General features: G+C 72.2%; 25 protein-coding genes. 16 read left to right on the top strand and 9 right to left on the bottom strand.

The genetic code is table 11. The features are described 5' to 3' along the window. Positions 1–57 precede the first annotated feature (57 nt). From HII36_RS01665 to HII36_RS01630, 8 genes are all read left to right on the top strand, one after another. On the top strand, positions 58–909 hold the full coding sequence (locus HII36_RS01665; protein WP_173521213.1) for a DUF2877 domain-containing protein: 852 nt from the start codon (positions 58–60) through the stop codon (positions 907–909). Next, on the top strand, positions 906–2399 hold the full coding sequence (locus HII36_RS01660) for an FdrA family protein (protein ID WP_217369039.1): 1494 nt from the start codon (positions 906–908) through the stop codon (positions 2397–2399). The genes HII36_RS01665 and HII36_RS01660 overlap by 4 nt, the downstream gene beginning before the upstream one ends. Further along, positions 2396–3772 (top strand): YlbE family protein, encoded by a 1377-nt coding sequence (locus tag HII36_RS01655; protein ID WP_173521212.1) that lies wholly within the window; start codon positions 2396–2398, stop codon positions 3770–3772. The genes HII36_RS01660 and HII36_RS01655 overlap by 4 nt, the downstream gene beginning before the upstream one ends. A gap of 256 nt (positions 3773–4028) precedes the next feature. Then, positions 4029–6086, top strand: a complete 2058-nt coding sequence (locus tag HII36_RS01650; RefSeq protein WP_173521211.1) for a serine/threonine-protein kinase — start codon at positions 4029–4031, stop codon at positions 6084–6086. Positions 6087–6127: 41 nt separating this feature from the next. Beyond that, entirely contained in the window at positions 6128–6700 is a 573-nt protein-coding gene (locus HII36_RS01645) for a TetR/AcrR family transcriptional regulator (protein WP_173521210.1), read from the top strand. A gap of 65 nt (positions 6701–6765) precedes the next feature. After that, positions 6766–7992, top strand: a complete 1227-nt coding sequence (locus HII36_RS01640) for a Cmx/CmrA family chloramphenicol efflux MFS transporter (RefSeq protein WP_173521209.1) — start codon at positions 6766–6768, stop codon at positions 7990–7992. Then, complete coding sequence (locus tag HII36_RS01635; RefSeq protein WP_173521208.1) at positions 7989–8804, top strand: MOSC domain-containing protein; 816 nt, start codon at positions 7989–7991, stop codon at positions 8802–8804. The genes HII36_RS01640 and HII36_RS01635 overlap by 4 nt, the downstream gene beginning before the upstream one ends. Positions 8805–8902: 98 nt before the next feature. After that, positions 8903–10171: an MFS transporter gene (locus HII36_RS01630; protein WP_328807549.1), complete on the top strand. Its 1269-nt coding sequence runs from the start codon at positions 8903–8905 to the stop codon at positions 10169–10171. Between the two features lie 27 nt (positions 10172–10198). On the opposite strand, the gene HII36_RS01625 is transcribed toward HII36_RS01630, so the two are convergent. The 3 genes from HII36_RS01625 to HII36_RS01615 form a co-directional block, all read right to left on the bottom strand. Then, on the bottom strand, positions 10199–11317 hold the full coding sequence (locus HII36_RS01625; protein WP_236003071.1) for an epoxide hydrolase family protein: 1119 nt from the start codon (positions 11315–11317) through the stop codon (positions 10199–10201). Positions 11318–11409: 92 nt separating this feature from the next. Further along, complete coding sequence (locus HII36_RS01620; protein ID WP_217369052.1) at positions 11410–13059, bottom strand: bifunctional 3'-5' exonuclease/DNA polymerase; 1650 nt, start codon at positions 13057–13059, stop codon at positions 11410–11412. Further along, positions 12999–14192 (bottom strand): metallophosphoesterase, encoded by a 1194-nt coding sequence (locus tag HII36_RS01615; RefSeq protein WP_236003070.1) that lies wholly within the window; start codon positions 14190–14192, stop codon positions 12999–13001. Before HII36_RS01615 ends, HII36_RS01620 begins: the two co-directional genes overlap by 61 nt. Positions 14193–14682: 490 nt before the next feature. Between HII36_RS01615 and HII36_RS01610 the strand changes: the two genes are divergently transcribed. Next, entirely contained in the window at positions 14683–15045 is a 363-nt protein-coding gene (locus HII36_RS01610) for a hypothetical protein (protein ID WP_173521204.1), read from the top strand. A 5-nt stretch (positions 15046–15050) separates the two neighbouring features. Here the strand turns inward: HII36_RS01610 and HII36_RS01605 are convergent, their stop codons facing one another. Further along, positions 15051–16613 (bottom strand): FAD-binding oxidoreductase, encoded by a 1563-nt coding sequence (locus tag HII36_RS01605; protein ID WP_173521267.1) that lies wholly within the window; start codon positions 16611–16613, stop codon positions 15051–15053. A gap of 31 nt (positions 16614–16644) precedes the next feature. Between HII36_RS01605 and HII36_RS01600 the strand changes: the two genes are divergently transcribed. The 4 genes from HII36_RS01600 to HII36_RS01585 all read left to right on the top strand — a co-directional run bounded on the left by HII36_RS01600 (position 16645) and on the right by HII36_RS01585 (position 20131). After that, positions 16645–17190, top strand: coding sequence for a TetR/AcrR family transcriptional regulator (locus tag HII36_RS01600; protein ID WP_173521203.1), 546 nt, complete (start codon positions 16645–16647; stop codon positions 17188–17190). After that, entirely contained in the window at positions 17183–18718 is a 1536-nt protein-coding gene (locus tag HII36_RS01595; RefSeq protein WP_173521202.1) for a glycerol-3-phosphate dehydrogenase/oxidase, read from the top strand. The genes HII36_RS01600 and HII36_RS01595 overlap by 8 nt, the downstream gene beginning before the upstream one ends. A gap of 167 nt (positions 18719–18885) precedes the next feature. After that, entirely contained in the window at positions 18886–19719 is an 834-nt protein-coding gene (locus tag HII36_RS01590; protein ID WP_328807548.1) for a sucrase ferredoxin, read from the top strand. Positions 19720–19819: 100 nt separating this feature from the next. Next, the gene (locus tag HII36_RS01585; protein WP_157245964.1) at positions 19820–20131 is read left to right on the top strand and encodes a WhiB family transcriptional regulator; all 312 of its coding nucleotides are present in this window, start codon (positions 19820–19822) and stop codon (positions 20129–20131) included. 211 nt (positions 20132–20342) lie between these two features. Here the strand turns inward: HII36_RS01585 and HII36_RS01580 are convergent, their stop codons facing one another. The 3 genes from HII36_RS01580 to HII36_RS01570 form a co-directional block, all read right to left on the bottom strand. Further along, positions 20343–20765 (bottom strand): YciI family protein, encoded by a 423-nt coding sequence (locus HII36_RS01580; RefSeq protein ID WP_173521200.1) that lies wholly within the window; start codon positions 20763–20765, stop codon positions 20343–20345. Positions 20766–20866: 101 nt separating this feature from the next. Further along, positions 20867–21100, bottom strand: a complete 234-nt coding sequence (locus HII36_RS01575; protein ID WP_173521199.1) for a DUF397 domain-containing protein — start codon at positions 21098–21100, stop codon at positions 20867–20869. 132 nt (positions 21101–21232) lie between these two features. Beyond that, positions 21233–22114, bottom strand: a complete 882-nt coding sequence (locus HII36_RS01570; protein WP_328807547.1) for a helix-turn-helix domain-containing protein — start codon at positions 22112–22114, stop codon at positions 21233–21235. 129 nt (positions 22115–22243) lie between these two features. On the opposite strand from HII36_RS01570, the gene HII36_RS01565 reads away from it, so the two are divergent. Further along, a complete protein-coding gene (locus HII36_RS01565; protein ID WP_173521198.1) occupies positions 22244–22717 on the top strand; it encodes an ATP-binding protein in 474 nt (157 codons plus the stop codon). Positions 22718–22808: 91 nt separating this feature from the next. Here the strand turns inward: HII36_RS01565 and HII36_RS01560 are convergent, their stop codons facing one another. Next, positions 22809–23447, bottom strand: a complete 639-nt coding sequence (locus HII36_RS01560; RefSeq protein ID WP_173521197.1) for a phosphoribosyltransferase — start codon at positions 23445–23447, stop codon at positions 22809–22811. Between the two features lie 60 nt (positions 23448–23507). Beyond that, the gene (rsgA, locus tag HII36_RS01555) at positions 23508–24605 is read right to left on the bottom strand and encodes a ribosome small subunit-dependent GTPase A (protein ID WP_173521196.1); all 1098 of its coding nucleotides are present in this window, start codon (positions 24603–24605) and stop codon (positions 23508–23510) included. Between the two features lie 240 nt (positions 24606–24845). Between rsgA and HII36_RS01550 the strand changes: the two genes are divergently transcribed. Beyond that, positions 24846–25445: a sigma-70 family RNA polymerase sigma factor gene (locus tag HII36_RS01550; RefSeq protein ID WP_456238007.1), complete on the top strand. Its 600-nt coding sequence runs from the start codon at positions 24846–24848 to the stop codon at positions 25443–25445. Beyond that, positions 25442–26155, top strand: coding sequence for an anti-sigma factor family protein (locus HII36_RS01545; RefSeq protein ID WP_173521195.1), 714 nt, complete (start codon positions 25442–25444; stop codon positions 26153–26155). The genes HII36_RS01550 and HII36_RS01545 overlap by 4 nt, the downstream gene beginning before the upstream one ends. The last annotated feature ends 4 nt before the right edge of the window (positions 26156–26159 follow it).

The raw sequence follows: 26159 nt of genomic DNA, 5'->3' as shown, positions 1-26159 counted from the left end.
GTACGGAGGGTTCCCGGCCCGTTCTACGGTCAGACCCATGGTCGGTAGGGAGGTCCGGTGACCGTCGGTATTCACGCGAGGCGGGCACGCACCCATGTGACGGGCGCGGCCAGCACCGCGATCCGCGCCGTGCTCGACGGGCCGCGCCGGCCGGCCCGGGTGCTCGCGGCGTTCCCGGCCGGCGTCTATCTGGAGGTCAGGACCGATCTCGAACCGTCGGTCATCGCCATGATCACCGGGGCGGCGACCAGGCTGCCCAACTCGGTGCTGCTGGCCGCGCCGCTCCCGCACGTCACGGTGGGTGACGACGCGTCGGTCGGCGACGGCACGGTCGAGCTGGGCCGGCTGAGCCTGCGCGCCCGCCGCTGGTGGGACCCCGCTCCCCCGCTCGGCCCGATCGACAGGAGCGTGCTCGCGGGCGGCGCGTCCCGGCTCGACGGCGGCCCGCCCGGGCTGGCCGGGAACCCGGCCGTGGAGCTGCTCGCGGCCAGTTGCGCGTCCGGGTGGCTGCTCGGCGCGGTGACGGCGGCCGAGCGGCTCGTCGGTCTCGGTCCCGGGCTCACGCCCAGCGGCGACGACGTGCTGGCCGGGCTGCTGGTGACGCTCAGGCACCTGGGCTCGGCCACCGCCACCGGGCGGGCGGTGTGGCTGGCCGACTGGCTGGCGGCGACCGTCACGTTCGACGCGCGCACCCGTACGACGCCGATCTCGGCGACGCTGCTGCACTGCGCGGCCAGGGGCGAGGCCAGCCCGGAGGTGATCGCGGTGCTGCGCGGCCTGGCCGGGCGGCAGCCGCTCGAACCGGCGGTGCGCCGGCTGCACGCGCTCGGCCACACCTCGGGGGCCGACCTGGCCCAGGGCGTGGCGATCGGGCTCATGGCGGTGCTGGCGCTCGGCGGCCCCCAATGAGCAGCCCCGTCAGCGGTCCGGTCAGCGGCCCCATCAGTGGTCCGGTCGGCGATCCGGTCAGCGGTCCCGTCAGCGGCGTGGGCGAGCCGGTGCGGGATCTGGTGTGGCTGCGCAAGGGCGTCTACCACGACTCGGTCAGCCTGATGCGGGTCAGCCGGGCGCTGGGCGAGCTGCCGGGGATGACGGTGGCGGTGGTCGCGATGGCCACTGAGCTGAACCTGTCGCTGGCCCGCGACCTCGGTTTCGCGGTGCCCGCGGCCGAGCCTGGCGACCTGCTGGTCGCGCTGCGCGGCGGCGACCCGGACTTCGCCGCCCAGGAGCTCGACAGGCAGCTCGCCGCGCTGTCACAGCGGCCGTACCCGGGCGCGGGGCAAGCGGGCGAGCCTGACCGGCCGCCGCTGACCACCCGCTCGGCCGCCAGGCGTCCGGCGGACCTGGTCCTGGTGTCGGTGCCCGGCGAACACGCCTTCGGCGAGGCACTGGACGCCGTCGAGGCCGGGCTGCCCGTCATGATCTTCAGCGACGGCGTGCCGCTCGCCCAGGAACGGCGGCTCAAGGAGCTGGCGGACCAGCGTGACGTGCTCGTCATGGGCCCGGACTGCGGCACCGCGGCGATCGCCGGCGTCGGGCTCGGCTTCTCGAACGTGCTCAGCCCGGGCCCCGTCGGCCTGGTCGCCGCCTCGGGCACCGGCGCCCAGCAGGTGACCTGCCTGCTCGACCGGGCCGGCGTCGGGGTCAGCCACGTGCTCGGGGTCGGCGGTCGCGACCTGTCGTCCGAGGTGGGCGGCCTGTCCACGCTGCGTGCCCTGCGGCTGCTGGACGACGACCCGGCCACCGAGCTGATCGTGCTCGTCTCCAAGCCGCCCGCGCCGGACGTGGCGAGCAGGGTGCGGACGGCGGTGTCCGGGCTCCGCACCCCGGTCGTCCTCGCCCTGCTCGGCGAGCCCACAGAAGAACCCGCGGAGCCGGGCGGGTTCGGCGGTGACCTGACGTGGGCCGCCGAGGAGGCGCTGCGCCGGCTCGGCCGCCCGGTGCCCGAGTGGCCGTACTGGCCGGGTCTCCCCGCTCCGCCACCGGCTGCCGCACCGATGGGGACGCTCAGAGGCGTTTACTCCGGCGGCACGCTCAAGTCGGAAGCCGAGCTGATCGCCGGCGGCGGCGACTTCGTCGACTACGGCGACGACGCCTTCACCAGGGGCCGCGCCCACCCGATGATCGACCCGACCCTGCGCGTCGAGGCCCTGGCCAAGGCGCGGGAAGGCGACGTCGTGCTGATGGACGTCGTGCTGGGCCACGGCGCCGACCCCGACCCGGCCGCCGCGCTCGCCCCGGCCGTGGCCCGCACGCCGGCCACCGTGGTGATCGCGCTGATCGGCGCGGCCGGCGACCCGCAGGACCCGGACCGCCAGGCGGCCGCCTTCAGCCGCGCCGGCGCGGCCGTGTTCGTCTCCAACGCCCAAGCCGCCAGGTACGCCAGGACTCTCCTATGACGCTGCTCTCCGCCCCGCCCCACGTGATCACCGTCGGGGCGCGTCTGCTCGACGACGCGCTCCGCGCCCAGGCCGCCGCGACCACCCCGGTGGACTGGCGTCCGCCGCTGCCGGGCACCGCCGAGGCGCTGGCCGAGGTGCTGGCCGATCCGCGCAGGCAGGCCGCCAACGAGCGGGCGGTGGGCCGGCTGGTGTCGGCGCGGCCGTACCTGGTGGGGGTGCGGCGGGCCGCCGAGGTGCTGCCCGCGCGCACGTTCCTGCACGCGGGCCCGCCCATCACCTGGGAGCGGGCGTCCGGGCCGATGCGCGGCGCGCTGATCGGCGCGATGTTGCTCGAAGGGCACGCGGCCGACGAGCACGAGGCGGCGTCCAGGCTGGCCGGCGGGGAGATCGCGCTGGCGCCGTGCCACGCGCACGCGGCGGTGGGGCCGATGGCGGGCGTGGTGAGCCCGTCGATGTGGCTGCTGGAGGTGCGTGACGAGGAGCACGGCGGCACCGCGTACTGCTCGCTGAACGAGGGCCTGGGCAAGGTGCTGCGCTACGGCGCCTACGGCCCGGAGGTGCTCGACCGGCTGCGCTGGATGGACGAGGTGCTGGGTCCGGTGCTGGCGGCGACGCTGGCGCGTACCGGGCCGATCGATCTGCGCTCGATGATGGCGCAGGCCCTGCAGATGGGCGACGAGCTGCACAACCGCAACCGGGCGGCCACCTCGCTGCTGCTGCGCGAGCTGGCCCCGGCGGTGGTGGAGTCCGCGCCGGGGCAGGCGGCCGAGGTGCTGCGCTTCATCAACGGCAACGACCACTTCTTCCTCAACGCGGGCATGGCCGCGGGCAAGGTGAGCACCGACGCGGCCAGGGACGTGCCGGGCTCGTCGCTGGTGGTGGCCATGGCGCGCAACGGCACCGACTTCGGCGTGCAGGTGTCGGGGCTAGGCGACCGCTGGTTCACCGGCCCGGCGGGCGTGCCGGACGGCCTGTATCTCGGCGCGTACGGCCCGGACGACGCGAACCCGGACATCGGCGACTCCACGATCACCGAGACGTCCGGGCTCGGCGGGTTCGCGATGGCGGCGGCCCCGGCCATCGTCAGGTTCGTCGGCGGCGAGGTGCCGGACGCGATGGCGGCCACCCGCTCCATGTACGAGATCACGCTCGCCGAGCATCCCGCCTACCAGATCCCGGCACTCGGCTTCCGCGGCACGCCGATCGGGATCGATGTCACTCTGGTGGCCAGAACCGGGCTGCTGCCGGTGGTCAACACCGGCATCGCGGGCCGGATCGCTGGAACGGGACAAGTCGGTGCGGGCCTGGTCAGGCCGCCGGTGGAAGCGTTCACGAACGCATTGCTGGCCCTCGCCAATTCGGATAAGTGATCCATTTGAATACCCTCATATCGGCACGTCAGGTGGGATGTAAGCGATGGTCAGCTTCCATTCCGGATTGACCTGCCTATATCGTTGCCAACCTCATAATCTGCAAGTAGCGGGCAACGCACGTGACGGATGAGGCGTAGATGGGGGCGGGAGTATGGCAGCCGACCGCTTGCTCAGCGGGCCCGGCCCAGAGGGAGGCGCACCGGGGGGAGCGCCCCAGAGCCAGGGCCGCCTGGTAGGCCGGCGTTATCGATTGATGTCGCCCGTCGGCAGGGGCGGCATGGGCATGGTGTGGCACGCGCACGACGTCCTGCTCGACCGGGACGTCGCGGTCAAGGAGCTGATCCTGCCGTTCGGGCTCGACCACGCGGGCAAGCAGGTCGCGCACCGGCGCATGCTGCGCGAGGCCAGGTCGGCCGCGCGGCTGACCCACCCGGGCATCGTGACCGTCCACGACGTGGTCGAGGAGGACGGCCGCCCGTGGATCGTGATGGAGCTGGTGCGCGCCTGGTCGCTGGAGCAGGCGGTACGCCAGTCGGGCCCGCTGCCGGTGGTGCAGGCGGCCGAGATCGGCATCAGGGTGCTCGACGCGCTGCGGCACGCGCACGCCGCCGGAATCCTGCACCGCGACATCAAGCCGGGCAACGTGCTGCTCACCTCCGACCGGGTGGTGCTGACCGACTTCGGCATCGCGGCCATCGAGGGTGACGTGACGATCACCCAGACCGGGCTGCTCATGGGCTCGCCCGCGTACGTGCCGCCGGAGCGCCTGTCCGGGCAGCCGCTGGCCCAGGCGGCCGACCTGTGGTCGTTCGGCGCGACGCTGTACGCGGCGGTCGAGGGGCGGCCGCCGTACGAGGGGCCCGACGCGATCGCGGTGCTCGGCGCGGTGCTCACCCAGGAGCCGATCAGGGCGCAGCGGGCCGGCGCGCTCGGCCCGGTGATCGAGGGGCTGCTGCGCAAGAACCCGGCGGAGCGGCTGACCTCGTCGCAGGTCGGCGAGATGCTGGAGCACATCCTGCGCTCGCACGGCTCGGCCAGGCCGCGCAACCCCGAGACGCTGCCGTCGCAGGCGAACCCGACGCCCGCCGGGCTGCTGCCGCCGCTCGAATCGCCGTCGGGGCCGCTGCCCTCGCGGATCGTGGAGACGCCTTCAGGCCCGGTACGGGTGCCGTACGACCCGCTGACCAGCCCGTCGGGCGGGTACTCGATGCCCTACGACGGCCTGACCAGCCCGTCGGGCAGCCACATGACCGACCAGTTGCCGCCGCTGCCCCGCGCGGACGCGCCGCGTCAGGCCGGTTTCGACGCGTTCGGCAGCCCGTCGGGGGCGCAGCGCGTCGACGGCGCGAGCGGCCCGCACGCGATCGACGGGCCGAGCGGCGCGCACCGGATCGACGGCGGCCCGCCGGCGTTCGGCGGCCCGTCCGGGCCGCACCGGATCCTGGCCGACGACCTCGACGACGACCTCGACGGCCCGGCCGCGCCGCAGCCGATCCTGCCGCTGACCACCGACAGCCGCGCGTCGAGCACGTCCACGCCGTGGCCGCTGGCCTCCGCCGACGACCTGCGCGACCAGTCCAGGGACCTGTCGCACGAGATCAGCCACAGCCGCCTGGCCACGCTGCCCGGCGTGAGCCAGCGCGACAGGCGCGTCGGACGCAGCAGGCGCCGCGCCGACGAGCCGAGCAGCCCGTGGACGCGTAACGGCAGGCCGACCCCGCTGCTGATCCTGTCCGCGCTCGCGGCCGCCGTCGTGGTGATCGGCGCCATCGTGATCATCGTGACCAGCGGCGGCACGCCGCAGGTGGCGCAGGGCGGGCCATCGGCCTCGGCCGGCGAGTCCGCGGCCACCGCGGAGAAGACGGCCGCCTCGCCCGCCCCCGAGGGCTACGAGCAGCACACCCCGCCGGGCTTCTCCGCCGCCGTGCCGGCGAACTGGAAGCTGATCACCTCCGACGAGGGCGCCACGTTCACCGGCCCGAAGGACTCGGGCATGAAGATCGTGGTGCAGCAGGCCGCCCCGAAGCCGGACGGCGGGCTGGCCGAGCTGAGCAAGCAGGAGTCGGAAGGCGGCGTGGAGGCCTACATCCAGGTGCAGCTCCAGCAGGTCAAGTACCGCGGCTGGAAGGCGGCGGACTGGGAGTACACCTACACGCTGGACAACGGCGTGCCCATGCACGCCCTGACCAGGTACGTCACGGTCGACGACAACACCGCGTTCCGCATCACGTTCGACCTGCCGGAGCTGAAGTGGGACGACCAGGCCGAGACGCGCAGGGTGTTCCTGGACACGTTCCGGAAGAGCAACTGATATTGCACTGACCGGTCCAAATAGCTGGTAGCGTGCCGAACATGGCACGACCACGCAAGTTCGACGAGGGCTCCGCGGTCGAGGCGGCCATGCGCGCGTTCTGGGGCGCGGGCTACGAGGCCACCTCGACCCAGGACCTGTGCGAGGCCACCGGCCTGGGGCGCAGCAGCATCTACAACACGTTCAAGAACAAGCACGACCTGTTCGGGAAGTCGCTGCGGCACTACATGGACGTGCACAACGCCGAGCTGTTCGCGCTGCTCGACGCCGACCTGCCGGTCATGGAGAAGATCCGCCAGGTGCTGTGGCGGGCGGTCGAGCCCGACGCCGCCGACCCGATCGGCTGCCTGGTGGTGAACACGGCGGTGGAGCTGGGGCCGCGCGACCCGGAGATCGCCGAGATGTTGCGGAGTGACGGCGAGCGGCGGCTCGACGCGCTGCGCGCGGCGATCGCGCTCGGCCAGAGCCGGGGCGAGATCGACCGCGGCAAGGACCCGTGGGCGCTGGCGCACTTCGTCGTCGCCACCGTGGGCGGCCTGCGGGTCGCGGCCCGCGCCGGCGCCGACAGCACCGCGCTCGAAGCCATCGCGACGACCGCGCTCGGCGCATTCTGAGCCTCGGCCTCCCGATTTTCACTGCCTTCATTTTGTACTGAACGATCTAAAAGGATGGTGTCGCCGTGCCGTTGGCGATCTACGTGCTCGGTCTGTCGATCTTCGCTCAGGGGACGTCGGAGCTGATGCTGGCCGGGCTGCTGCCCGAGCTGGCGGCCGACCTGGGCGTGTCCGTCCCCGACGCGGGGCTGCTGATCTCGGCGTTCGCGCTGGGCATGCTGGTGGGCGCGCCGGTGCTGGCCGTGGTGACCCTGCGCTGGCCCCGGCGCACGGCGCTGCTGACGTTTCTGGCGATCTTCGCTCTCACGCACGTCGCGGGCGCGTTGACCAGCAGCTATGCGGTGCTGTTCGCGACCAGGGTGGCGGGCGCGTTCGTGTACGCCGGGTTCTGGGCGGTGGCGGCGATCACCGCGCTCGGGCTCGTGCCGGCCGACGCCAGGGGCAGGGCCATGAGCGTGGTGGCCGGCGGGCTGACCGTGGCCACGATCGTCGGGCTGTCGGCGGGCACCGTGATCGGGCAGCACCTCGGCTGGCGGGCCGCGTTCTGGGCGGTGGCCGGGTTGTCGGCGCTGAGCGCGATCGGGGTCGCCGCCACCGTCCCCGGCGGCCGTCCCGCTGACGCCGCGCGGTCCCGGGTGATCGACGAGCTGCGCTCCATGGCCAGGCCGGGGCTCTGGCTCGCCTACGCCACGACCGCGCTGGCCACGGGCGCGCTGCTGGTGTCGTTCGCCTACCTCAGCCCGCTGCTGACCGACGCGACGGGGCTGGCGGCGGGCTGGGTGCCCGCCGTGCTCGCGCTGTACGGGGCCGGCGCCCTGATCGGGATCACGCTGGGCGGCAGGACCGCCGACGCGCGGCCGTTCCCCACCCTGGTCGCGGGTGTGTCCGGGCTGGTCGCGGCCTCGGCCGGGCTGGCGCTGGCGGCCGGGTCCGCGCCGGTCGCGGTGCCGCTGGTCTTCCTGCTCGGCGCGTTCGGCTTCGCCGTCAACCCGGCGCTCAACACCCGGGTGTTCGCCCTGGCCGACCGGGCGCCGACGCTCGCCGCCGCGGTGAACGTCTCGGCGTTCAACGTCGGCATCACCGCCGGCCCGTGGCTGGGCGGCCTGGCCATCGAGGCGGGGCACGGGTATCCGTCGCTGGGCTGGATCGGGGCCGCGCTCGGGGCGGCGGCGCTCGGCGCGATCGCGCTGTCGGCGCTGTCGCACCGGCGCGAGAACGCTCCAAGGGACCGGACTGAGTCCACGGCCGGCACTGAGTCCACGGCGGGCGCTGAGGTACGGTCTGCCCCATGAAGCTGGCGAGCATCCACTATTACCCCGTCAAGTCCACCGCCGGGCATGCCACCGACGAGGCCGAGGTCCAGCCGTGGGGCCTGGCGGGCGACCGGCGTTACTGCGTGACCGACGAGTCCGGCCAGTTGCTGACCGCCCGCGAGCATCCCCGGATGTTGTCCTGCGTGCCGCGGCTCGACGGCGACACGCTCACGCTGACCGGGCCGCACGCCGAGCCGCTGCGCGTCGTCCCCACCGGCGGCCTGTCGACGATCCAGGTGTGGCGGACGCCGGTCGAGCTCACCGACTGCGGCGAGGAGGCGGCGGCGTGGCTGTCGGCGCTGATCGGCACGCCCGTACGGCTGAAGTGGCTCGACGACCCGACCCGGCGCCCGGTCAACCCCGCCTACGGCAGACCGGAGGACCGGGTGAGCCTGGCCGACGGCTACCCGTTGCTGCTGACCACGACCGCCTCGCTGGCCCGGCTGAACGACTGGGTCGCCGAGACGGCCGCGGAACGCGGCGAGGACCTGCCCGAGCCGCTGCCGATGGGCCGGTTCAGGCCCAGCGTGGTGGTCGACGGCGCGGACCGGCCCTTCGCCGAGGACGAGTGGAAGCGGGTGCGCGTCGGCGAGGTCGACTTCCGGGTCACCAAGGGCTGCGACCGGTGCGTGCTGACCACCATCGACCTGGCCACCTACGCCAAGGGCAAGGAGCCCATCAGGACGCTGTCGAAGCATCGCAAGTGGGACGGGAAGGTGTGGTTCGGGATCAACCTCATTCCCGACGCTCCGGGGCGAATCGTCCGAGGTGATGAGGTAGTCGTCCTGTAATAGCCGTTCGCGCGGTTATAGCCGTTCGCGGCGTTCCCCACTCAACAGGGCGGCTGTCCTCTTTGGGGCAATCTCGGGGGATATGCGAGACTTCACGAGTGACCAGCGCCCCCACGAAGCCCGCCGTCTCGCCGACCGACCGGATTCGCGGCATCCAGCGCCGCACCCTGGCCGTGCTGTCGGCGGCGCAGATCGTGGGCGGAGTGGGCGTCGCCGTCGGTCTCGCGCTCAGCTCCGTGGTGGTCGACCAGCTCTCGGGCTCGACCGTGATCAGCGGCTTCGCGGGCACGGCGACCGTGCTCGGCGCGGCCCTGCTCGCGCTGCCCACCGCCAAGGCGTCCGGCCGCAGCGGCAGGCGGGCCGGGCTGGCGGTGGCCTACCTCGCGGCGCTGGCCGGCTGCGCCCTGTCCGTGCTCGCGATCAGCCTGGCCAACTGGCCGCTGCTGCTGGCCGGGCTCGTCCTGGTCGGCGGCGGCAGCGCGGGCAGCCTGGCGGCCCGCTACTCGGCCACCGACCTGTCGCCGAAGGGCCACGCGGGCCGGCACCTGTCGCTGGTCGTGTGGGCCTCCACGTTCGGCTCGGTGGCCGGGCCGAACCTGGCCAGGCCGGCCGACCAGATCGGCAGGGAGTTCGGCCTGGCGCCGACCGCCGGGCCGTTCGCGTTCGCCGCGCTGGCGTTCGCGGCGGCGCTGGTCATCGTCATCGGGGGGCTGCGTCCCGACCCGTTCAAGCTCGCCCGCGAGCTGACCGGCACCCCGGCCACCACATCCGGCGGTAAGCGCACGATCAGGACGGCCTGGGACACCCTGCGCACCATCCCGACCGCCCGCCGCGCGCTCGTCATGATCGCCGTCAGCCACACCGCGATGGTGTCGGTCATGTCCATGACCCCGGTCAAACTCCACCACGACGGCTCGAACCTGGACGTCATCGGCCTGGTGATCAGCCTGCACATCGCCGGCATGTACATGCTGTCGCCGGTGGTCGGCTGGCTCGCCGACAAGGCGGGCAAGGTGCCGGTGCTGCTGCTCGGCATGGCCGTGCTGCTGGCCGCCGCCGTGCTGGCCGGCACCGCGGGTCACCGGGTCTGGCAGGTCACCACCGCGCTCGTGCTGCTCGGGCTGGGCTGGTCGTGCGGGCTGGTGGCCGGGTCGGCGCTGGTCACCGAGTCGGTGCCGCTCGATCGCAGGCCCGCCGTCCAGGGGTTGTCGGACCTGCTGATGAACGTCTGCGGCGCCACCGGCACGATCGTCGCGGGCGCGATCGTGGGCGGCGTCGGATTCGGGATGCTCGGCCTGGTGGTCGGTGTCATGGTGACGGTGGCCGGGCTCTGGCTGGCCGCCGCGTGGCGGCTGCGCGGCGCCTGAGCCTTACCCCAGCAAGGCGCCTGAGCCTCATTCCAGCGACGCGAAGAACGCCCGCACGTCGGCGACGAACTCGGCCGGCCGCTCCAGCGCGGCGAACGTGCCGCCCCGCTCGTGCTCGACCCAGCCGACGATGTTGTTGTCACGCTCGGCGAAGCGCCGGATCGGCCGCAGGATGTCCTTCGGGAACACCGAGATGGACGTGGGCACCGTGGCCGGCTTGAGCTCCCACTCGACGCTGGTGTCCTGGTCGGTGTCGGGCGTCTCGACGAACGAGCGGGCGGCCGAGCCCGCGGTGTTGGTCAGCCAGTAGAGCATGACCGTGGTGAGCAGCCGGTCGTCGGCGATGCCGGCGTCGCTCCACTCGTCGAAGACGCTCGCGAACCAGGCCAGCAGCGCGACCGGCGAGTCGGCCATGCCGTAGGCGAAGGTCTGCGGCCTGGCCGACTGGATGAGCTTGTAGCCGTACTGCTCGGTCAGGTACTTCTCGCGGAAGGCCAGGCGCTCCTGCTCGACCTCGCTCAGGTCGTCGAACTCGCCGGGCGCGCCGATCGGGAAGCAGATGATGCCGTTGCCGTGCATGCCGGCGACCCGCTCCGGGGCCAGCACGCCGACCTCGCGGGAGATCCAGGTGCCCCAGTCGCCGCCCTGCACGCCGAAGCGCTCGTAGCCGAGCCTGGTCATGAGCTCCAGCCAGGCGTGCGCGATCCGGGTGGAGCCCCAGCCCATCTCGCGGGTGGGCCCGGACAGCCCGTAGCCCGGCAATGACGGGATGACCAGGTGGAAGTCACGGCTCAGCGGCTCGATCACGTCCAGGTACTCCACCGGGGAGCTGGGCCAGCCGTGCGTGATCAGCAGCGGGAGCGCGCCGGGGTTCGCCGAGCGGACGTGCAGGAAGTGCACGGACTGCCCGTCGATCTCGGTGACGAACTGGTCGTGCCGGTTCAGCTCGGCCTCGGCGGCCCGCCAGTCGTAGCCGGTGCGCCAGTGCTCGACCAGCCGCTTGAGCTCGGCGAGCGGGACGCCGTGCCGCCGGCCGAGCCCGGGGACCTCGTCGGGCCAGCGCACCCGGTCGAGCCGCGCGCTCAGGTCGTCCAGGTCGGCCTGAGCGGTTTCGAGGCTGAAAGGCCGGATGTCGGTGATGGTCAAGTCGTTCTCCCTATCGTTGCCGTACGTCGTACCGTACAACATACGGTTCAGTGGGCGCAAGCGATCGCGAGAGGGTCTTTCCGGAAACGGGGCTACTTCGCGTCGGCGTAGCAGTCGACCGCGACGGCCTCCATCGGGAAGCGCACCGGCGTCGAACCGAACAGCAGCCTGGTCGCCTCGGCCGCCGCCGCACCGACCGCCGCGATCACCTCTTCGGCCTGGTCGAGCGGGCAGTGCACCATGACCTCGTCGTGCTGGAAGAACACCAGCCTGGCCGGGTCGGGCAGCAGCCCGCGCAGCACCGCCAGGAGCGACAGCGCCCACTCCGCCGCGGTGGCCTGCACCACGAAGTTGCGGGTGAACCTGCCCCTGTCGCGCGCCGCCCGGCCGCCCTCGGGACCGGAGACCTGCTCCCTCCAGCCGGCGGACGGCGGCGGGCTGGTGCGGCCGAGCCACGAGCGCACCAGCCGGCCCTCCTCGCCCGCCTTGGCCGCGTCTTCGACGAACTGGTAGGCCCGGGGGAAGCGCTGGCGCATGACGGCCAGCAGCTTGGGCGCGTCGCCGCTGGTGCCGCCGTACATGGCGGACAGCATGGCGATCTTGGCGTGGTCGCGCTGGCCGCCGAACGACCGGGCCAGCGCCGAGTACAGGTCGATCTCCCCTGCCGCCCTGGCCAGCCCCACGTCACCGGCCATCGCGGCGAGCACCCGCGGCTCCAGCTGGGCGGCGTCGGCGACGATCAGCGTGGAGCCCGGGTCGGCCAGCACCACCTTGCGCATCACCTTGGGAATCTGCAGCGCCCCGCCGCCGCTGGTGGCCCAGCGGCCCGACACGACGCCGCCCACCACGTATTCGGGCCTGAACCGCCCGCCGCGCACCCACTGGTCGGCCCACACCCAGCCGTGGAAGCTGTACAGCCTGGCCAGCTCCTTGTAGGCGAGCAGCGGCGCGACCGCGGGATGCTCGACCCGCTTGAGCTCCCACGACCTGGTGGACTTCAGCGCCACCCCGGCCCCCTTGAACGCCTTGACGAGCTGCTGCACCGAGTCGGGGTTGACCTGGTGGCCGAACGCCGCGGCCACCTCGTCGGCCAGCGCCTGCAGCTTGGCCGGGCGCATGCCGTGCACCGGGCGCGGGCCGAGCAGGTCGGTCAGCAGCGCGTCGTGCACGTCTTCGCGCCAGGGCATGCCGTCGTGCCCCATCTCGGCGGCGACCAGCGCGCCCGCCGACTCGGCCGCGACCAGCAGCCTGAACCTGCCGGGCGCGGGCAGCGCCTCGACCCGCCGGAGCTGGTCCGCCAGCACCTCGGCGACGGCCTCGGCGCTCAGCGGCTCGGGCGCGAACAGGGTGCCGGGCACGCTGGGCTCGTCGTCGGGCACCGGCAGGCCGTGCAGCCTGGCGTGCGCGGCCCTGGCCGAGCGCGGCTCGCCGTAGCGGCCCTCGTGGGCGAGCAGCAGGCTCTCGGTGAGCGCGAGGTCGTGACAGCGCGAGACGCGCACGCCCGCGCCCAGCAGCGCCGGGTAGACCTCTCCCGTCTCGGCCCAGACCCACCGCGGCCGCTCGGCCCGCTCCAGATCCAGGACGGCCCCCGCCAGGTCACCGGGCCGCCGTGGCGACCCGCCGACCGGCAGGATCGTCTCACCCGCCACCACCACGTGCACGTCACCAGAGTGCCAGGCGACTACGACAAACTGATACGGACCTCGTCCTCGAGCGGCGGGTCCAGCTCCTGCTCCAGGCAGCCGGTCGCGGCGAAGCAGCGCAGGGTCAGGGTGTCCGGCGTGACGTCCAGGTGCAGGAACTGCTTGAAGAACGGCGGGGTGTCCCAGTCGGAGAACTCCGACAGGTAGCGGTGGAACACCTTGTCGACCGGCAGCCGGAACGGCCATTTCCAGCCGCCGAGCAGCCGGGCCGCCCATTTCATCCTGCTGGTGATCCTCACCGGGTCTTCCAGCGGCCTGACCGGTTCGTTCTTGACCTGCTTGGTGGTCATGCAGGCGGCCTCGTCCGGGGTGAGGTAGAGCCACTTCATGCGCAGCCTGCGGGCGTAGAGCTGGCTGTAGAACGACAGCGAGTCGCCGCGCAGCGGGTAGCACTTGAAGTCGTCCTCGTGCACGCCGGCCACGTCGACGCGGCGGATGGTGTGGGTGGCGTGCATGAACGCGCCGCTGCCGCCGGCCACGACGTACTGGATGACCCGGTCGCCCACTCTGACCGGGTATCGCTGGTAGTTGTGCACGTCGCCGCCGATGGCCGCGACGTACCGGTGCGCCGGGTCGCGGACGATGTCGTCGATCGTGCCGCCCTCCTCCAGCGGTGAGGGCTTGTAGTCGTTCCTGGTGTAGATCGGCTTGCCGGTGACCAGGATCTTCGGCCGCGGGTCGAGCGAGACGCGGCGCAGCCAGGCGGTCTGCCGCTTGTCGATCATGCCGCGGATGCCGGTGTCGACGCCCACGACGAGCAGGCTGTCCGACTCGATCACCCAGTACGGCGCCGGCTGGACGGCCTGCTGCGCGGGCTGCCCCCTGAGCTTGCGCGCCTCGGCCAGGGCGGGCTCGTCGATGGTCTCGGGCTTGCGCCACAACAGGCCGCGCAGGCCCCGGTCCGGCTTGGGCTTGAGCGGCGGGGCGTCGCAGAAGACCCGCATGAAACCGCCGAGACCGTCGTACCAGTCGTGGTTGCCGGGGATCGCATAGATCGGAGCGTTGTAGTCCTTGTACGGACGGAAGAACTTGTCCCCGTACTCATTCGCCGATCCGGCCGGATAGAGAACATCACTGGCAATGACCGCAAAGGACGTGCGCTCCCCCAGCTTGAGCATGCCGGGCACGACGGCGTATTGCGAGGCGTCGCCTTCTCCGGTGTCCCCCAGCAACAGAAAACTGAAATTTCCCCCAAGGCCGGACTTAATACGAAATTCCGCGTCTATCCCCCGAGCCTCCTGCGCCTCCACCCAGCGCGCCCGCACCTCTCCCGACGGGTCGCCGAACAACCCCGCGAGGATCTCGTTCCTGGACAGCCAGAGCGTCCGCGGATTCAACCAGCTAAACCCCTGCTTATGCGGCCTGAGCTGGGCGAACGTCCCAATCTGCGTACAGGACCAGCCGGCCCCCTCCTGCGACACCCGTGACGAAAGCTGCTTTCCACGCTCAGCTGCGACTTCCACCATGACCACATCTTTACCGCGATCTACCTTTTCCGCATCCCAAACGCTCCGTGCCGCGGAGAACACAGAAGGTGCGTCATGGTGTAACCTCACCCTCCCAAGCAAGCGGTTGGCACCCGCCTAAGGGGGCTCGATGGCCCGAAACGATTCAGACGACACAGCCCGGCGCGGCACCACGGAAGTGCAAGCCATTGAGGGTTTGCTGGCCTATGCCCAGACCCAGTCACAGGCCCGCTGGGGGCGCAGCGCGCTGAAAAGCGCCCAGCGGGCCATCGCCATGTGCCGGGGCCTCGACCCCGAATCGTCGGACCACACGCTCCTGCTGGCCCGCAGCCTGCGCACCACCGCCACCCTCCTGCTCGGGCGCGGCAAGCCCGGCGAGGCGCTGCCGCTGGCCGAGGAGGCGGTGGCGCTCTCGCGCCTGGCCGGCGGCGGTCACCTGATCGTGGCGCTGACCTGCCTGGCCGGCGTCCTGGAAGAACTGCGCCGCTACTCCGACGCCGCCGCCGCCTGGGCCGAGGTCTCCACGATCGCCCCTCCCGAGGAGGACGCGGACGACTGAACCGGCTACGGGACCAGGACGCCGGGGTTGAGTATCCCGGCCGGGTCGAGCCGCGACTTGACCGCACGCAGGATCTCCACGCCCACCGGCCCGATCTCCTCGGCGTAGGCGTCGCGGTGGTCGCGGCCGACGCCGTGGTGGTGGCTGATGGCGCCGCCGGCCGCGACGATGGCCGTGTTCACCGCCGTCTTGGCCGACTCCCACTGCTCGACCGGGTCGCCGTGCTGCGGGGTGACGACGGTGAAGTACAGGGAGGCGCCGGTCTCGTACACGTGCGAGATGTGGCACATGACCAGCGGCGAGCCGAGTGCGCCGAGCAGGGCCAGCCGTACCGCGTCGTACAGCCTGGGCAGGTTCGACCAGAAACCGGCCGTCTCCAGCGTCTCGACGGTCGCGCCCGCGGCCAGCAGCGAGTCGCGCAGGTAGGGGGCGGAGTAGCGGCCGTGCGCCCAGGATTCGCCGGGCTCGGCGCCCAGCGGCTCACCGCCTGCCCCGGCGAGCACGCCGGCGGCCTCGGCGCGGCGGGCTGCGGCCCCTTCGCCCTCGAAACCGGCGATCATCAGGCAGCCGGAACCGGAGCCCGAGCCGCCGATGGCGTCCGGCTTGGCCAGGCCGATCATCGTCTCGGTCTCGTCCGACAGACGCAGGACGGTGGGCAGCGGCCCGCGCTGGGCCAGCGCCCGCATGGCCGCGGAGCCGGCCGCGAACGACGCGAAACGCCACCCCTCGTAGAACCGCTCGGCGGGGACGCGCCGCACCCGCAGCCGCAGCGCCGTGATCACGCCGAACGCGCCTTCCGAGCCGAGCACGAGCTGGCGCAGGTCGGGCCCGGACGCCGACTTGGGCGCCCGGCCCAGGTCGAGCGGCCCGGCCGGGGTGGCCACGGTCAGCCCGGCCACCATGTCGTCGAAGCGCCCGTAGCCGGCCGAGGCCTGGCCGCTGGAGCGGGCCGCGGCGAAGCCGCCGAGCGTGGCGTACTCGAAGGACTGGGGGAAGTGGCCGAGCGTGAGCCCGTGCGCGGCCAGCAGCCGCTCGGCCTCGGGCGCGCGCACCCCCGGCTCGAACATGGCCAGCATCGACTCGGTGTCCACGCCGAGCAGCCGGTTCATCCGGCCAAGGTCGAGCGCGATCACGCCGGCGAAACCCGCTCGGGTCGCCACGAGCCCGCCCACGACGGACGTACCGCCGCCGAACGGCACCACCGCGACCCGCTCGGCCGCGCACACCCGCAGCAGCTCGGCGACCTCGTCGTGCGAGCCGGGCAGGACGACCGCGTCGGGGGCGTCGGAGCCGTCGCCGGCCCGCATGCGCAGCAGGTCGGGAGTGGACTTGCCGCGCGTGCGCCGCACCCGGGCCTCGTGCGAGGTCAGCACGTTGCCCGCGCCGACGACCGCTTCGAGCGCGGCCGGCACGTGATCGCCCAGCGCGGACGGAGCCAGCCGCACCTCCTCAAGCCGCACGGCGGGGGTCTCGGGCGCGCGCACGCCCAGGAGGTCACGCAGCAGCGCGCGTACCTGTTCCGGCAACTCGCGGGCCTTGGCGGGATCGCCCCAGCCCGACCACGACATCGGTTCTTCAGCCACGGTTACACTGTGACACATGACGTCGATTCGTCACAACGACCGCGTTCTGGACGCGGCCAGGGACTGCGTGCTGGCCTTCGGCGTGCGCAGGACGACGCTCACCGACGTGGCGCGCCGGGCCGGCGTGTCACGCATGACCATCTACCGGGGCTGGCCGGACGTGCGCACGCTGGTGGCCGACCTGATGACGCGCGAATGGGTGCGCGTGGTCTCCGGGCTCGACCTGTCCGACCCGGTCGAGGCGATCGTGGCGGGCGTGCGCGAGCTGCGCGCGCACCCGCTCTGGCGCAAGATCGTGGCGGCGGACCCCGAACTGCTGGTGCCGTACCTGCTCGACCGCAGGGGCGCCACGCACGAGGCGGTGCTGTCGGTGCTGGAGCCCGCGCTCGGCGACCGGCGCAGGGCCAGGGCGGTGCTGCTGGTCGCGCAGTCGTTCCTGCTGTCAGCGCCGACCATGACCGACCCCGGGGCGGGCGAGGGCAGCGGGACCGGCGCGGACCCCGTCACTCTCGACGACCTCGACGCCGAGCTGACCACCCTGCTGGAGGCCTACCTTGGATAGCTCGCTGAACGCCCGGCGCAGGAGCGCGGAGCTGCGCTCGACCGCCGAGGAACGGGTGGACGTGCTCGTGGTGGGCCTGGGCGCCACCGGGGCCGGCGCGGCGCTCGACGCGGCTTCACGGGGACTGAGCGTAGCCGCGATCGACGCGCACGACCTGGCGTTCGGCACGTCCAGGTGGAGCTCCAAGATGGTGCACGGCGGGCTGCGCTACCTGGCCAAGGGTCAGGTGGACGTCGCCTACGAGAGCGCGGTCGAGCGCGGGATCCTGCTCAGGAACACGCACCTGGTCAGGGCGCACCCGTACCTGCTGCCGCTGACCCCGTCGGTCTCGCGCGGGCAGGCGGCGCTGGTCATGGCGGGCTACCGGCTCGGCGACGGGCTGCGCGCCGCCGCGCGCACCCCGCGCGGGCTGCTGCCTGGCCCGTCCAGGATCGCCGCCTCGCGCGCGCTCGGCCTGGCGCCCGTGCTCGACGGGCGCGGGCTGCGCGGCGGCCTGCTGTCGTGGGACGGCCGCCTGCTCGACGACGCCCGCCTGGTCGTGGCCGTGGCCAGGACGGCGGCCGCGCACGGCGCCAGGGTGCTGACCCGGTGCCGCGCGGTGCGGCTCACCGGCCGGGGCGCGCGCGTGCGCGACGAGCTGACCGGCGCGGAGTTCGACATCAGGGCCGAGGTGGTGATCAACGCGACCGGCGTCTGGGCCGGCGGCCTGGACCCGGCGGTGAAGCTGCGTCCGTCGCGTGGCACGCATCTGGTGCTCGGGCCGCTGCCCGGGCTGCGTGCCGGGCTGCACGTGCCCATTCCCGGAGAGACCAACCGATTCGCGCTCGTACTCCCCCAGCCGGACGGCCGCGTCCACGTCGGCCTGACCGACGTCCCGGTGGACGGGCCGGTCCCCGACGTCCCCGAGGCGCCCGAGGAGGACGTCAGAACGCTCCTGGAGGTGTTGAACGGCGTTCTTGAGGTTCCGGTGACCCGTGAGGCGGTCGCGGGCGTCTACGCGGGCCTCAGGCCCCTTCTGGCGGCCGAGGGCCGGACGGCGGACATCTCGCGCAGGCACGCGGTGCTGCCCGGCGACGGCGTCGTGACCGTGGTGGGCGGCAAGCTCACGACATATCGGCGCATGGCGGAGGATGCCGTGGATCGGGCGGTCGCGCTGGCGCGGCTGACCGCGGGACCGTGCCGCACCGCGCGGATCCCGCTCGTCGGCGCCGGGCCTGTGCCCGCGGGCGTGCCGGCGCGGCTGGCCGCCCGCTACGGCGCGGAGGCGGCGGCGGTGCGCGCGCTGGCCGAGGCGTATCCGGAGCCGGCCGGGCTCGGCATCACCACGGGCGAGCTGCTCTGGTCGGTCAGGCACGAGGGCGCGCTCGACGAGGGCGACCTGCTCGACCGCAGGACCCGCATCGGGCTCGTGGCGGGCGACAGGGCCGCCGCGCTGGCGGCCGCGCGCGAAGCCCTCGGCGAGGGCCTCAGCGAGGGCCTCGGTGAGAGCCGTGATGAGGGGTCGAACGGGAACACGCCAGGCCAATAGGGGTACCCCTGCGCGAAACCCGCGCCCCCGTTAGGTTACCCTTACCTAATTCACGCGCAGGGGATTCACGCGTAGGGGGAACGACGTTGACCAGGGGCTGCGACCATCCGGCGGGCTGTCACTCCGGCCTGGTTCCCACCCTGGCCAGCGCCACCGTGGGGGCCAGGGTGTGGTTGCTGGTGGAGTACACCGGGCCGTGGCCGTCGCACCTGGAAAGCTTCGAGCTTCCTGAGAACATCTCGGAACTCGTCCGGCGGGCGCTCGAACGCGGTATCAGACCCCAGCTGATCCGCCGGCCGGGAAAGCGGACCCGCACACGGGACCAGGGCATCCGTGTGCTAGTGGCCTACGCGGCAGGCGATAACCCCTGGCTGGCCGGGGGTGTCATCGCAGGTCCCGACGATCTTGACCTGGACGCTCTGGTGGCCGGAGTGGTCCCGGAGTCCTGCATACTTGAAGACGAGCCGGTATTTCTGGTCTGCACGCACGCCAAGCGCAATGCGTGCTGCGCCCGCATTGGACTACCCCTCGCTCGGTCACTGGCGCAATCTTTGCCCGACAGAGTATGGGAAACGTCACACGTTGGCGGCGATCGCTACGCCGCCAACCTCGTGTGCTTGCCACACGGAATTTTCTACGGCAGCATGTCTCAGGCTGCTGCACTGGCAGCGGCTAACGCGTACCGGACGGGCGAGATCATTCTCGACCGCTACCGGGGGCGCGCAGGCATCCCTGAGCCATTGCAAGCCGTCGAGCACTTCGCCCGAGCCCATACGGGAGAGTGCTCTGTCGGCGTAGTGGCCGTGGAATCCTCCAGGTCGGACGGCGACGTCACCGAAGCCATCGTGCGCTGCGGCGACGTCCGGTTCCAGGTTGTGGTTGAGCCATCGGCGTTCCAGACGCCGTGTGGTGCGGTTTGCGCCGACACGATCACCACCTACCGGCTGGTTTCGCTGGACAGGCTCACGCCTGTGCGGTACGCCACGCCTGCCCTCGCCTGATAAGGGAACATCACGGCTCTTACTTGCGTTGGAACAGTGACGCCAAAAGCGTCCAATGCGGCTCAATTACCGAAATACCTCTCACGAAGGTGGTTTTCTCATGTCTCAGGTACGTCGGCAGCTCGCCCGCCCGCGCCCCAGCTGGGGTTGGCAGGATGATGCCGCGTGCCGGGGTGAGGACCTCGTGCTCTTCTTCGGCCCCGACGGGGAGCGGCAGCCCGAGCGTGACGTACGCGAGCGGAAGGCCAAGGCGATCTGCGGCGGCTGTCCCGTCCGCAACGAGTGCCTCGACTACGCGCTGTCCCGTCCCGAGAAGTACGGCACGTGGGGCGGTCTCAACGAGGACGAGCGCGCCTCCGAGCGTCGCCGTCGCATGCGCCGCGCCGCCAGCGCCGGCATCTCCGCCGCCTGACACCCGGCAGCAGCCACGATCAACGCGTGATCACGCAGTTGTCCCGATGAACCGGAGCCCGGGCCCACTACGCCCTGGCTCCGGCGAACCCGGTCGGGACAACTGCCTGATCAGGTAGATCTTCACCTCGCACGCACAAGAGGGCCACCCCGCCGCCGTCCGGCCGGGTGGCCACTTGCCGTTCCAGGAGGTCGAGCCGCAGGGCCGCGGGTCAGTCCAGGTCGCCCGCGCCGCCGACGACGGGCCTGATGTCCACGTAGAACGCGCTGTCGAGCTCGGCTCCCGCCGGATGCTGCGTCTCGCCGATCCGCATGGCCAGCTCCACCGCCCGGTCGTAGCTCTCGCACTCCACGATCGTGTACCCGGCCAGGACCTCCTGGGTCTCGGGGTACGGCCCGTCGGTGATCACCGGCACGCCGTCGCGCAGCTGGAGCCGCTTGGTGTGCGCGGGCGCGCTCAGCCCCTGCGTGTCGACGAACTCACCCGACTCGACGAGCCCCTGGTTCCACTTCTGCATGCCCGCGTGCATCGCCGCGACGTCCTCGGCCGACCACGGCGTCTTGCCCGGCACGGGACGACCGGCCAGCACGTCGTAGTCCTGCTGCGAGGCGTACAACATGATCATGTACTTCATGGGTTCCCCTTCTCCGTGTGGCGCCACCGCGGCGCCTTCACCAGAGACGTCGGAGCCGCACGCGCGCACCGGACATCCCTCCGGAGAATTTTTCCAGGGAGTCAGGAGATCAGATCGTCGAACTCGCCGTCCTTGGCCCCCAGCACGAACGCGGTGATCTCGGCCCGCGTGTAGACCAGCGCGGGGCCTTCTGGGAAGCGTGAGTTACGCATCGCGATCTCGCCCGTGGGCAGGCCGGCGAGCTCCACGCAGTTGCCGTTGGGGTTGCTCCACCTGCTCTTGCGCCAGACGACGGGAAGGCGACCGGCCGGCGTTCCGTTGCGGAACTCATGCATGAGGGCAGCTCCTAGTGCGCTTGCGGATGCACGTGCATCCGTGTTCGCAGGCGACAATACGGCAGCTAGTCGATCCCTATATGGCAGACGATCAAAAATCCGATATGGAGTGGATCACAGCAAACCAGCAGGTCATCCGGAAATGAGGCGCTCCAGGAAGCGCCTGGTCTGCTTCGGTTGCTCGGCCTGGACGCTCAGCCGGTCCATCACCTGGGCGTAATGCTCGGACTCCGAGGGTTTGTCCAGGTAGAGGGCGCTGGTGAGCTGCTCCATGTACACCACGTCGGGCAGGTCGCGCTCGGGGAAGCGCAGGATGCTGAACGGCCCGCCGGCCGCCGCGTGCCCGCCCCGGTCGAACGGCATGATCTGCACCGTGACACCGCCGCCCGCGGTGACCTCCAGCAGGTGCTCGATCTGCCTGCGCATCACCTCGGGCCCGCCGAGCATGCGGCGCACCACCGCCTCGTCGATGACCGCCCAGAGCGTGAGCCCGCTCTTCAGCCGCTCCTGCCTGGTGGTACGCAGCATGACGCGGCGGTCCAGCTCGGCCCGCCCGGCCCGCTCGTGCGCCAGCGAGATCACCGCCCTGGCGTACTCGGGCGTCTGCAGCAGGCCGGGGACGAACTGGTTCTCGTACGTGCGGATGCTCGACGCGGCGCCCTCCAGCCCGATGTAGACCTCGAACCAGGCGGGCAGCAGGTCGCCGTACTTGTGCCACCAGCCGGGCGCGTTGGCCTGCCTGGCCAGGGCGAGCAGCGGCTCGCGCTCGGCGGGGTCGGTGACGCCGTACAGGGTCAGCAGGTCGGCCACGTCGCGCTGCTTGAAGCTGACCTGGCCCAGCTCCAGCCTGCTGATCTTGGCATGGGACGCGCGAATCGAGTATCCCGCGTCTTCACGGGAGATACCCTGCTCGGTGCGAAGCCTGCGCAGTTGCGTGCCCAGCAGGATCCGCAGGACCGTGGGGCTGCCCGGCGAGTAACTGAGCAGATGCCCTTCCGCACTCTCTGCGTCCACTACACCGCTCCTAGATCATCTGCACGTGCAGATGCGATTCGCATCCGTAAAGCACGGAAAGTCTTGCATCGCTCAGCACACCCCGTAAAGATGGGCATTGGATCATCAGACCGCGCTTCGGGGGCCAGAATGACGACTTTCGACGCTCGGCCGCAAGCCGCCATCGGCGCCCGGCCGCCAGGGTGGCTCTCGTCCAGCCTGGCCGACGGGCACGCCGTCGATCACGACGCGGTCCACCCCTTTCGCGACGCGGCGACGTCCGACCCGGGGTCCGTCTCCGAGGCACGCAGGTTCGTCGATCGCACGCTGACCGGGTGGGGCGCCGACCGGGTCGTCTTCGACGCTCAGCTGGTGGTCTCCGAGCTGGTGACCAACGCGATGCGGCACGGCGGCGGCGCGGCCCAGCTGCGGCTGCTGTGCCAGGGGCGCGAGCTGGCCTGCGTGGTCAGCGATCACAGCCGGAGCGTGCCGGTGGCCACGGTGGCCGACGTGTACGCGGAGTTCGGCCGGGGGCTGCGGCTGATCGAGGCGCTCTGCTCGGCCTGGGGCTGGTTCTCCCCCGCCGGGCGCGACAAGCTCGTCTGGGCCGTGCTCATCGCCTGACCGCTTCACGGGGCGACTCTGGAACGTGCTCATCGCCTGACCCCTTCGCGACGCGCCCCTGAGCCTTGCCCACTTCGCGGGGTGACCCTGGTCAGGCGTCGCCGCGTCCCTCGGCCAGCAGTTCCAGCACGTCGGCGTCGGTGAGCTGGTCGAACTCCGCGTACCACTGGCCGACCGCGCGGAAGTCCGCCGGCGCGCGCAGCACCACCACCTCGTCCGCCTCCGCCTCCATCGCCTCGACCGTGTCGCGCGCGCCCACCGGCACCGCCAGCGTCACCTTGGCCGGACCCGCCCCGCGCACCGCGCGCAGGGCGGCCCTCGCCGTGCCGCCGGTGGCCAGGCCGTCGTCGACCACGATCACCTCGCGCCCGGCCAGCGCGGGCAGCGGCCGGCCACCGCGGTAGGCCCGCACGCGGCGCTCCAGCTCGCGGCGCTCCTGCTCGACCACGTCCGACACCGACTCGGGAGTCATCCCGAGCCGGTTCAGCAATCCCTCGTCGAACACCGGATCACCGCCCTCGGCCACCGCGCCGACGCCCAGCTCGGGCTGCGGCGGGTAGCCGATCTTCCTGGTGACCAGCACGTCGAGGTCGCCGCCGAGCCTGCGGGCGACGGGCACGGCCACCGCCACCCCGCCACGGGGCAGCGCCAGCACCACCGGGTCGCGCGACTCCGGCAGCCGCTCGGCGAGCAGCCGGCCGGCCTCGGCCCGGTCAGCGAAGAGCTCCATGACTGGTGACTACCCCGGACGCGGGTCACTCAGCGCCGGTTTACCGGCATCGCCGCCGGGTCATGGCCGGTTCCTGCCAGAACGGCGCATCTCCTTGGAGATGATCTTCCACTTGTTCTGCTGTTCCTTGCGCAGCCTGGCATCGGTGCGCGAGGCCATCCAGGCGGCCTCCCGCCGCAGCTTGCGCCAGCTCTCCAGGCGCCGCTCCGGCAGCTCGCCGGCGTCGACCGCCTCCAGGACGGCGCAGCCTGGCTCGCTCTCGTGCCCGCAGTCGCCGAACCTGCACCGCTCGGCCAGCGCCTCGACGTCGGAGAAGACCAGGTCGACGCCCTGGCTCATCTCGAACAGGCCGATGCGCCTGATGCCCGGCGTGTCGACGACGATGCCGCCGCCGGGCAGCGGGATCAGCTCCCGGTGCACGGTGGTGTGGCGGCCCCGGCCGTCGCCCGCCCTGACCTGCTGGGTCTCCATCACCTCGGTTCCGGCCAAGGCGTTGACCAGCGTGGACTTCCCGGCCCCCGACGGGCCGAGCACGACGGCCGTGCGCGAGCCTTCGAGGTATTCGCGCACCAGCTCGACGCCGTCGCCGTGCAGAGAGGAGACGGCGTGCACGTCGACCCCGGGGGCCGCGGTGCGCACGTCGTCGAGCAGGTCGTCGAGCCCCTGCTCGAACAGGTCCGACTTGGTCACGAGCACCACCGGCGTGGCGCCGGACTCCCAGGCCAGCGCGACCAGCCGCTCGATGCGGCCCAGGTCGGCGAAGCTCGTGGAGTGCATGGACGGCTCGGCCACGAAGACGACGTCGACGTTGGCCGCGAGCACCTGGCCCTGGCCGTCGCCCGACAGCCCGCCGATGGAGTCGCGGCTGACGCCGCCCCTGATGAACGCGGTCGTCCTGGACAGGACGGCGTCGACCTCGTAGCGGCCTTCGGGCAGTTGCCTGAGTGCCACCCAGTCGCCCACGCAGGGCAGCGCGATCGGGTCGGCGGCCGAGGCGCGGCGCACGGCCGCGCCGTACCTGGCGGAGTGCTGACCGTCGGCCGCGAGCACCTCGGCGGCGCCGCGATCGACCCGGGCCACCCGGCCCGGGACGGTGTCGAAAGGCAGCTCGGCGGCGCGGTAGTCGGACCAGCCGAGCGAAGAAAGATCGAAGAACAACGGAGTTGATCCTTTGGATTCGAGAAGGAACCCCGGGGTCAGCTCAGAACCCGGAGGCAGAAGGACGGCAGGCAGAACAGGACGACCCGCATAGTCCTCACCTCCTCGATCGGTTGCTCGTTCGCCGAAGTGACTTTACGCAATCGCTCTCCGGGACGCAATCGCATTATCTTCCCCGTTCCGTTGAACCCTGCCGCCCGCCCCGGCCGTACTTCCTCCCGACGGACGCGAGAAAGGGGAATGATGCGTACGAGCACGTATCCCCCGCCCTCGGCCGGGGCAGCCGCCCCAGCGGCCAAGCCGCGCCTGCGCCACTTGATCAGACGGGTGCGGCCCGACGACGAGGTGGTCGTGTCCGCGCTCTACCGGGAGTACCACCGGCCGCTGCTGGCCTTCGTGGTCCGGCTGACCGCGGGCGATCGGCAGTGGGCGGAAGACGTGGTGCAGGAGACGATGATCCGCGCGTGGCGCAGCGCCGCGCAGCTCGACCCCGACTCCGGCTCCCTCATGCCCTGGCTCGCCACGGTCGCCAGACGTATCGTGATCGATGACCGCAGGCGCAAGGACGCCCGGCCGCAAGAGTCTGGCGACGGACCGCTGCAGAGCATGCCGGTTCCCGATGAATTGGAGGGGCTGCTGCATCAGGTGGTGGTGTCAGAGGCGCTGAAGGCGTTGTCACCGGCGCACCGCGAGATCCTCAACGAGACGATCCTGCGCGACCGGTCGGTCAACGACGCCGCCATCGCGCTCGGCATACCCGTGGGCACCGTGAAGTCCCGGGTCTACTACGCGGTCCGCGCGCTGCGCATCGCACTGGAGGAGAGAGGGGTGACGGCGTGACTTCCAGAGTCGAGCACACCGACGTCGGCGCCTACGCCCTGGGCCTGCTGGAGGACGACGACAGGCGGGCCTTCGAGTCGCATCTCCTCGCGTGCGGGTCGTGCCGGGCGGAATTGTCCGACCTGGCCGGCGTGGCGAGCGTGCTGAGCGGCATCGCCCCGGTGGAGGACGACCCCCCTCTGCCCGGCGGGCAGGACAACGTGATCGACCTGCTCCGCCGTAAGAAGGCGGCCGACCAGCGGGCCCGCAGGGGCACGTTCGTGATCGGGGTGGCGGCCGCCGTGACCCTGGTGGCCGGCGGGCTCACGATCGGCACCCAGCTCACCGGCGAGAGCGCGGCGCCCGCGCAGGCGCACGAGAGCCATCTCGGGCCCGCCGAGCAGTTCTACGCCGCGGGCGAGCAGGTGGAGGGCACCGGCGCCGACGGGGTGAGCGGCGGCATGGTCTACGAGTCGAAGGGGTGGGGCACCCACGCCGCGGTCAAGCTGGCCGGGGTGAAGGGGCCGCTGGAGTGCGAGCTGGTCTCGGTCGCCAAGTCGGGCGAGCGGCGGATCATGACCGGGTGGCGGGTGCCGCCCACCGGCTACGGCGTGCCTGGCTCGCCCGCGCCGCTGTACATGCACGGCGGCAGCCCGACCGCGCTGACCGACATCGACAGGTTCGAGGTGGTCACCAGGACCGGGCGGACGCTGCTCACCGTGGACATCTGACTCG

The organism is Nonomuraea antri (genome assembly GCF_013283785.1).
In the GTDB taxonomy this organism is placed as follows: Bacteria; Actinomycetota; Actinomycetes; order Streptosporangiales; family Streptosporangiaceae; genus Nonomuraea; species Nonomuraea antri.
This window is presented reverse-complemented; position numbering and strand designations above follow the sequence as displayed.

Coding starts and splice junctions, on each gene's coding strand:
- HII36_RS01565 (WP_173521198.1), top strand. CDS start 22,244: ATGACGACTTTCGACGCTCGGCCGCAAGCCGCCATCGGCGCCCGGCCG.
- HII36_RS01560 (WP_173521197.1), bottom strand. CDS start 23,447: ATGGAGCTCTTCGCTGACCGGGCCGAGGCCGGCCGGCTGCTCGCCGAG.
- HII36_RS01580 (WP_173521200.1), bottom strand. CDS start 20,765: ATGAAGTACATGATCATGTTGTACGCCTCGCAGCAGGACTACGACGTG.
- HII36_RS01660 (WP_217369039.1), top strand. CDS start 906: ATGAGCAGCCCCGTCAGCGGTCCGGTCAGCGGCCCCATCAGTGGTCCG.
- HII36_RS01645 (WP_173521210.1), top strand. CDS start 6,128: ATGGCACGACCACGCAAGTTCGACGAGGGCTCCGCGGTCGAGGCGGCC.
- HII36_RS01585 (WP_157245964.1), top strand. CDS start 19,820: ATGTCTCAGGTACGTCGGCAGCTCGCCCGCCCGCGCCCCAGCTGGGGT.
- HII36_RS01655 (WP_173521212.1), top strand. CDS start 2,396: ATGACGCTGCTCTCCGCCCCGCCCCACGTGATCACCGTCGGGGCGCGT.
- HII36_RS01575 (WP_173521199.1), bottom strand. CDS start 21,100: ATGCATGAGTTCCGCAACGGAACGCCGGCCGGTCGCCTTCCCGTCGTC.
- HII36_RS01605 (WP_173521267.1), bottom strand. CDS start 16,613: ATGTCGTGGTCGGGCTGGGGCGATCCCGCCAAGGCCCGCGAGTTGCCG.
- HII36_RS01600 (WP_173521203.1), top strand. CDS start 16,645: ATGACGTCGATTCGTCACAACGACCGCGTTCTGGACGCGGCCAGGGAC.
- HII36_RS01635 (WP_173521208.1), top strand. CDS start 7,989: ATGAAGCTGGCGAGCATCCACTATTACCCCGTCAAGTCCACCGCCGGG.
- HII36_RS01550 (WP_456238007.1), top strand. CDS start 24,846: ATGATGCGTACGAGCACGTATCCCCCGCCCTCGGCCGGGGCAGCCGCC.
- HII36_RS01650 (WP_173521211.1), top strand. CDS start 4,029: ATGTCGCCCGTCGGCAGGGGCGGCATGGGCATGGTGTGGCACGCGCAC.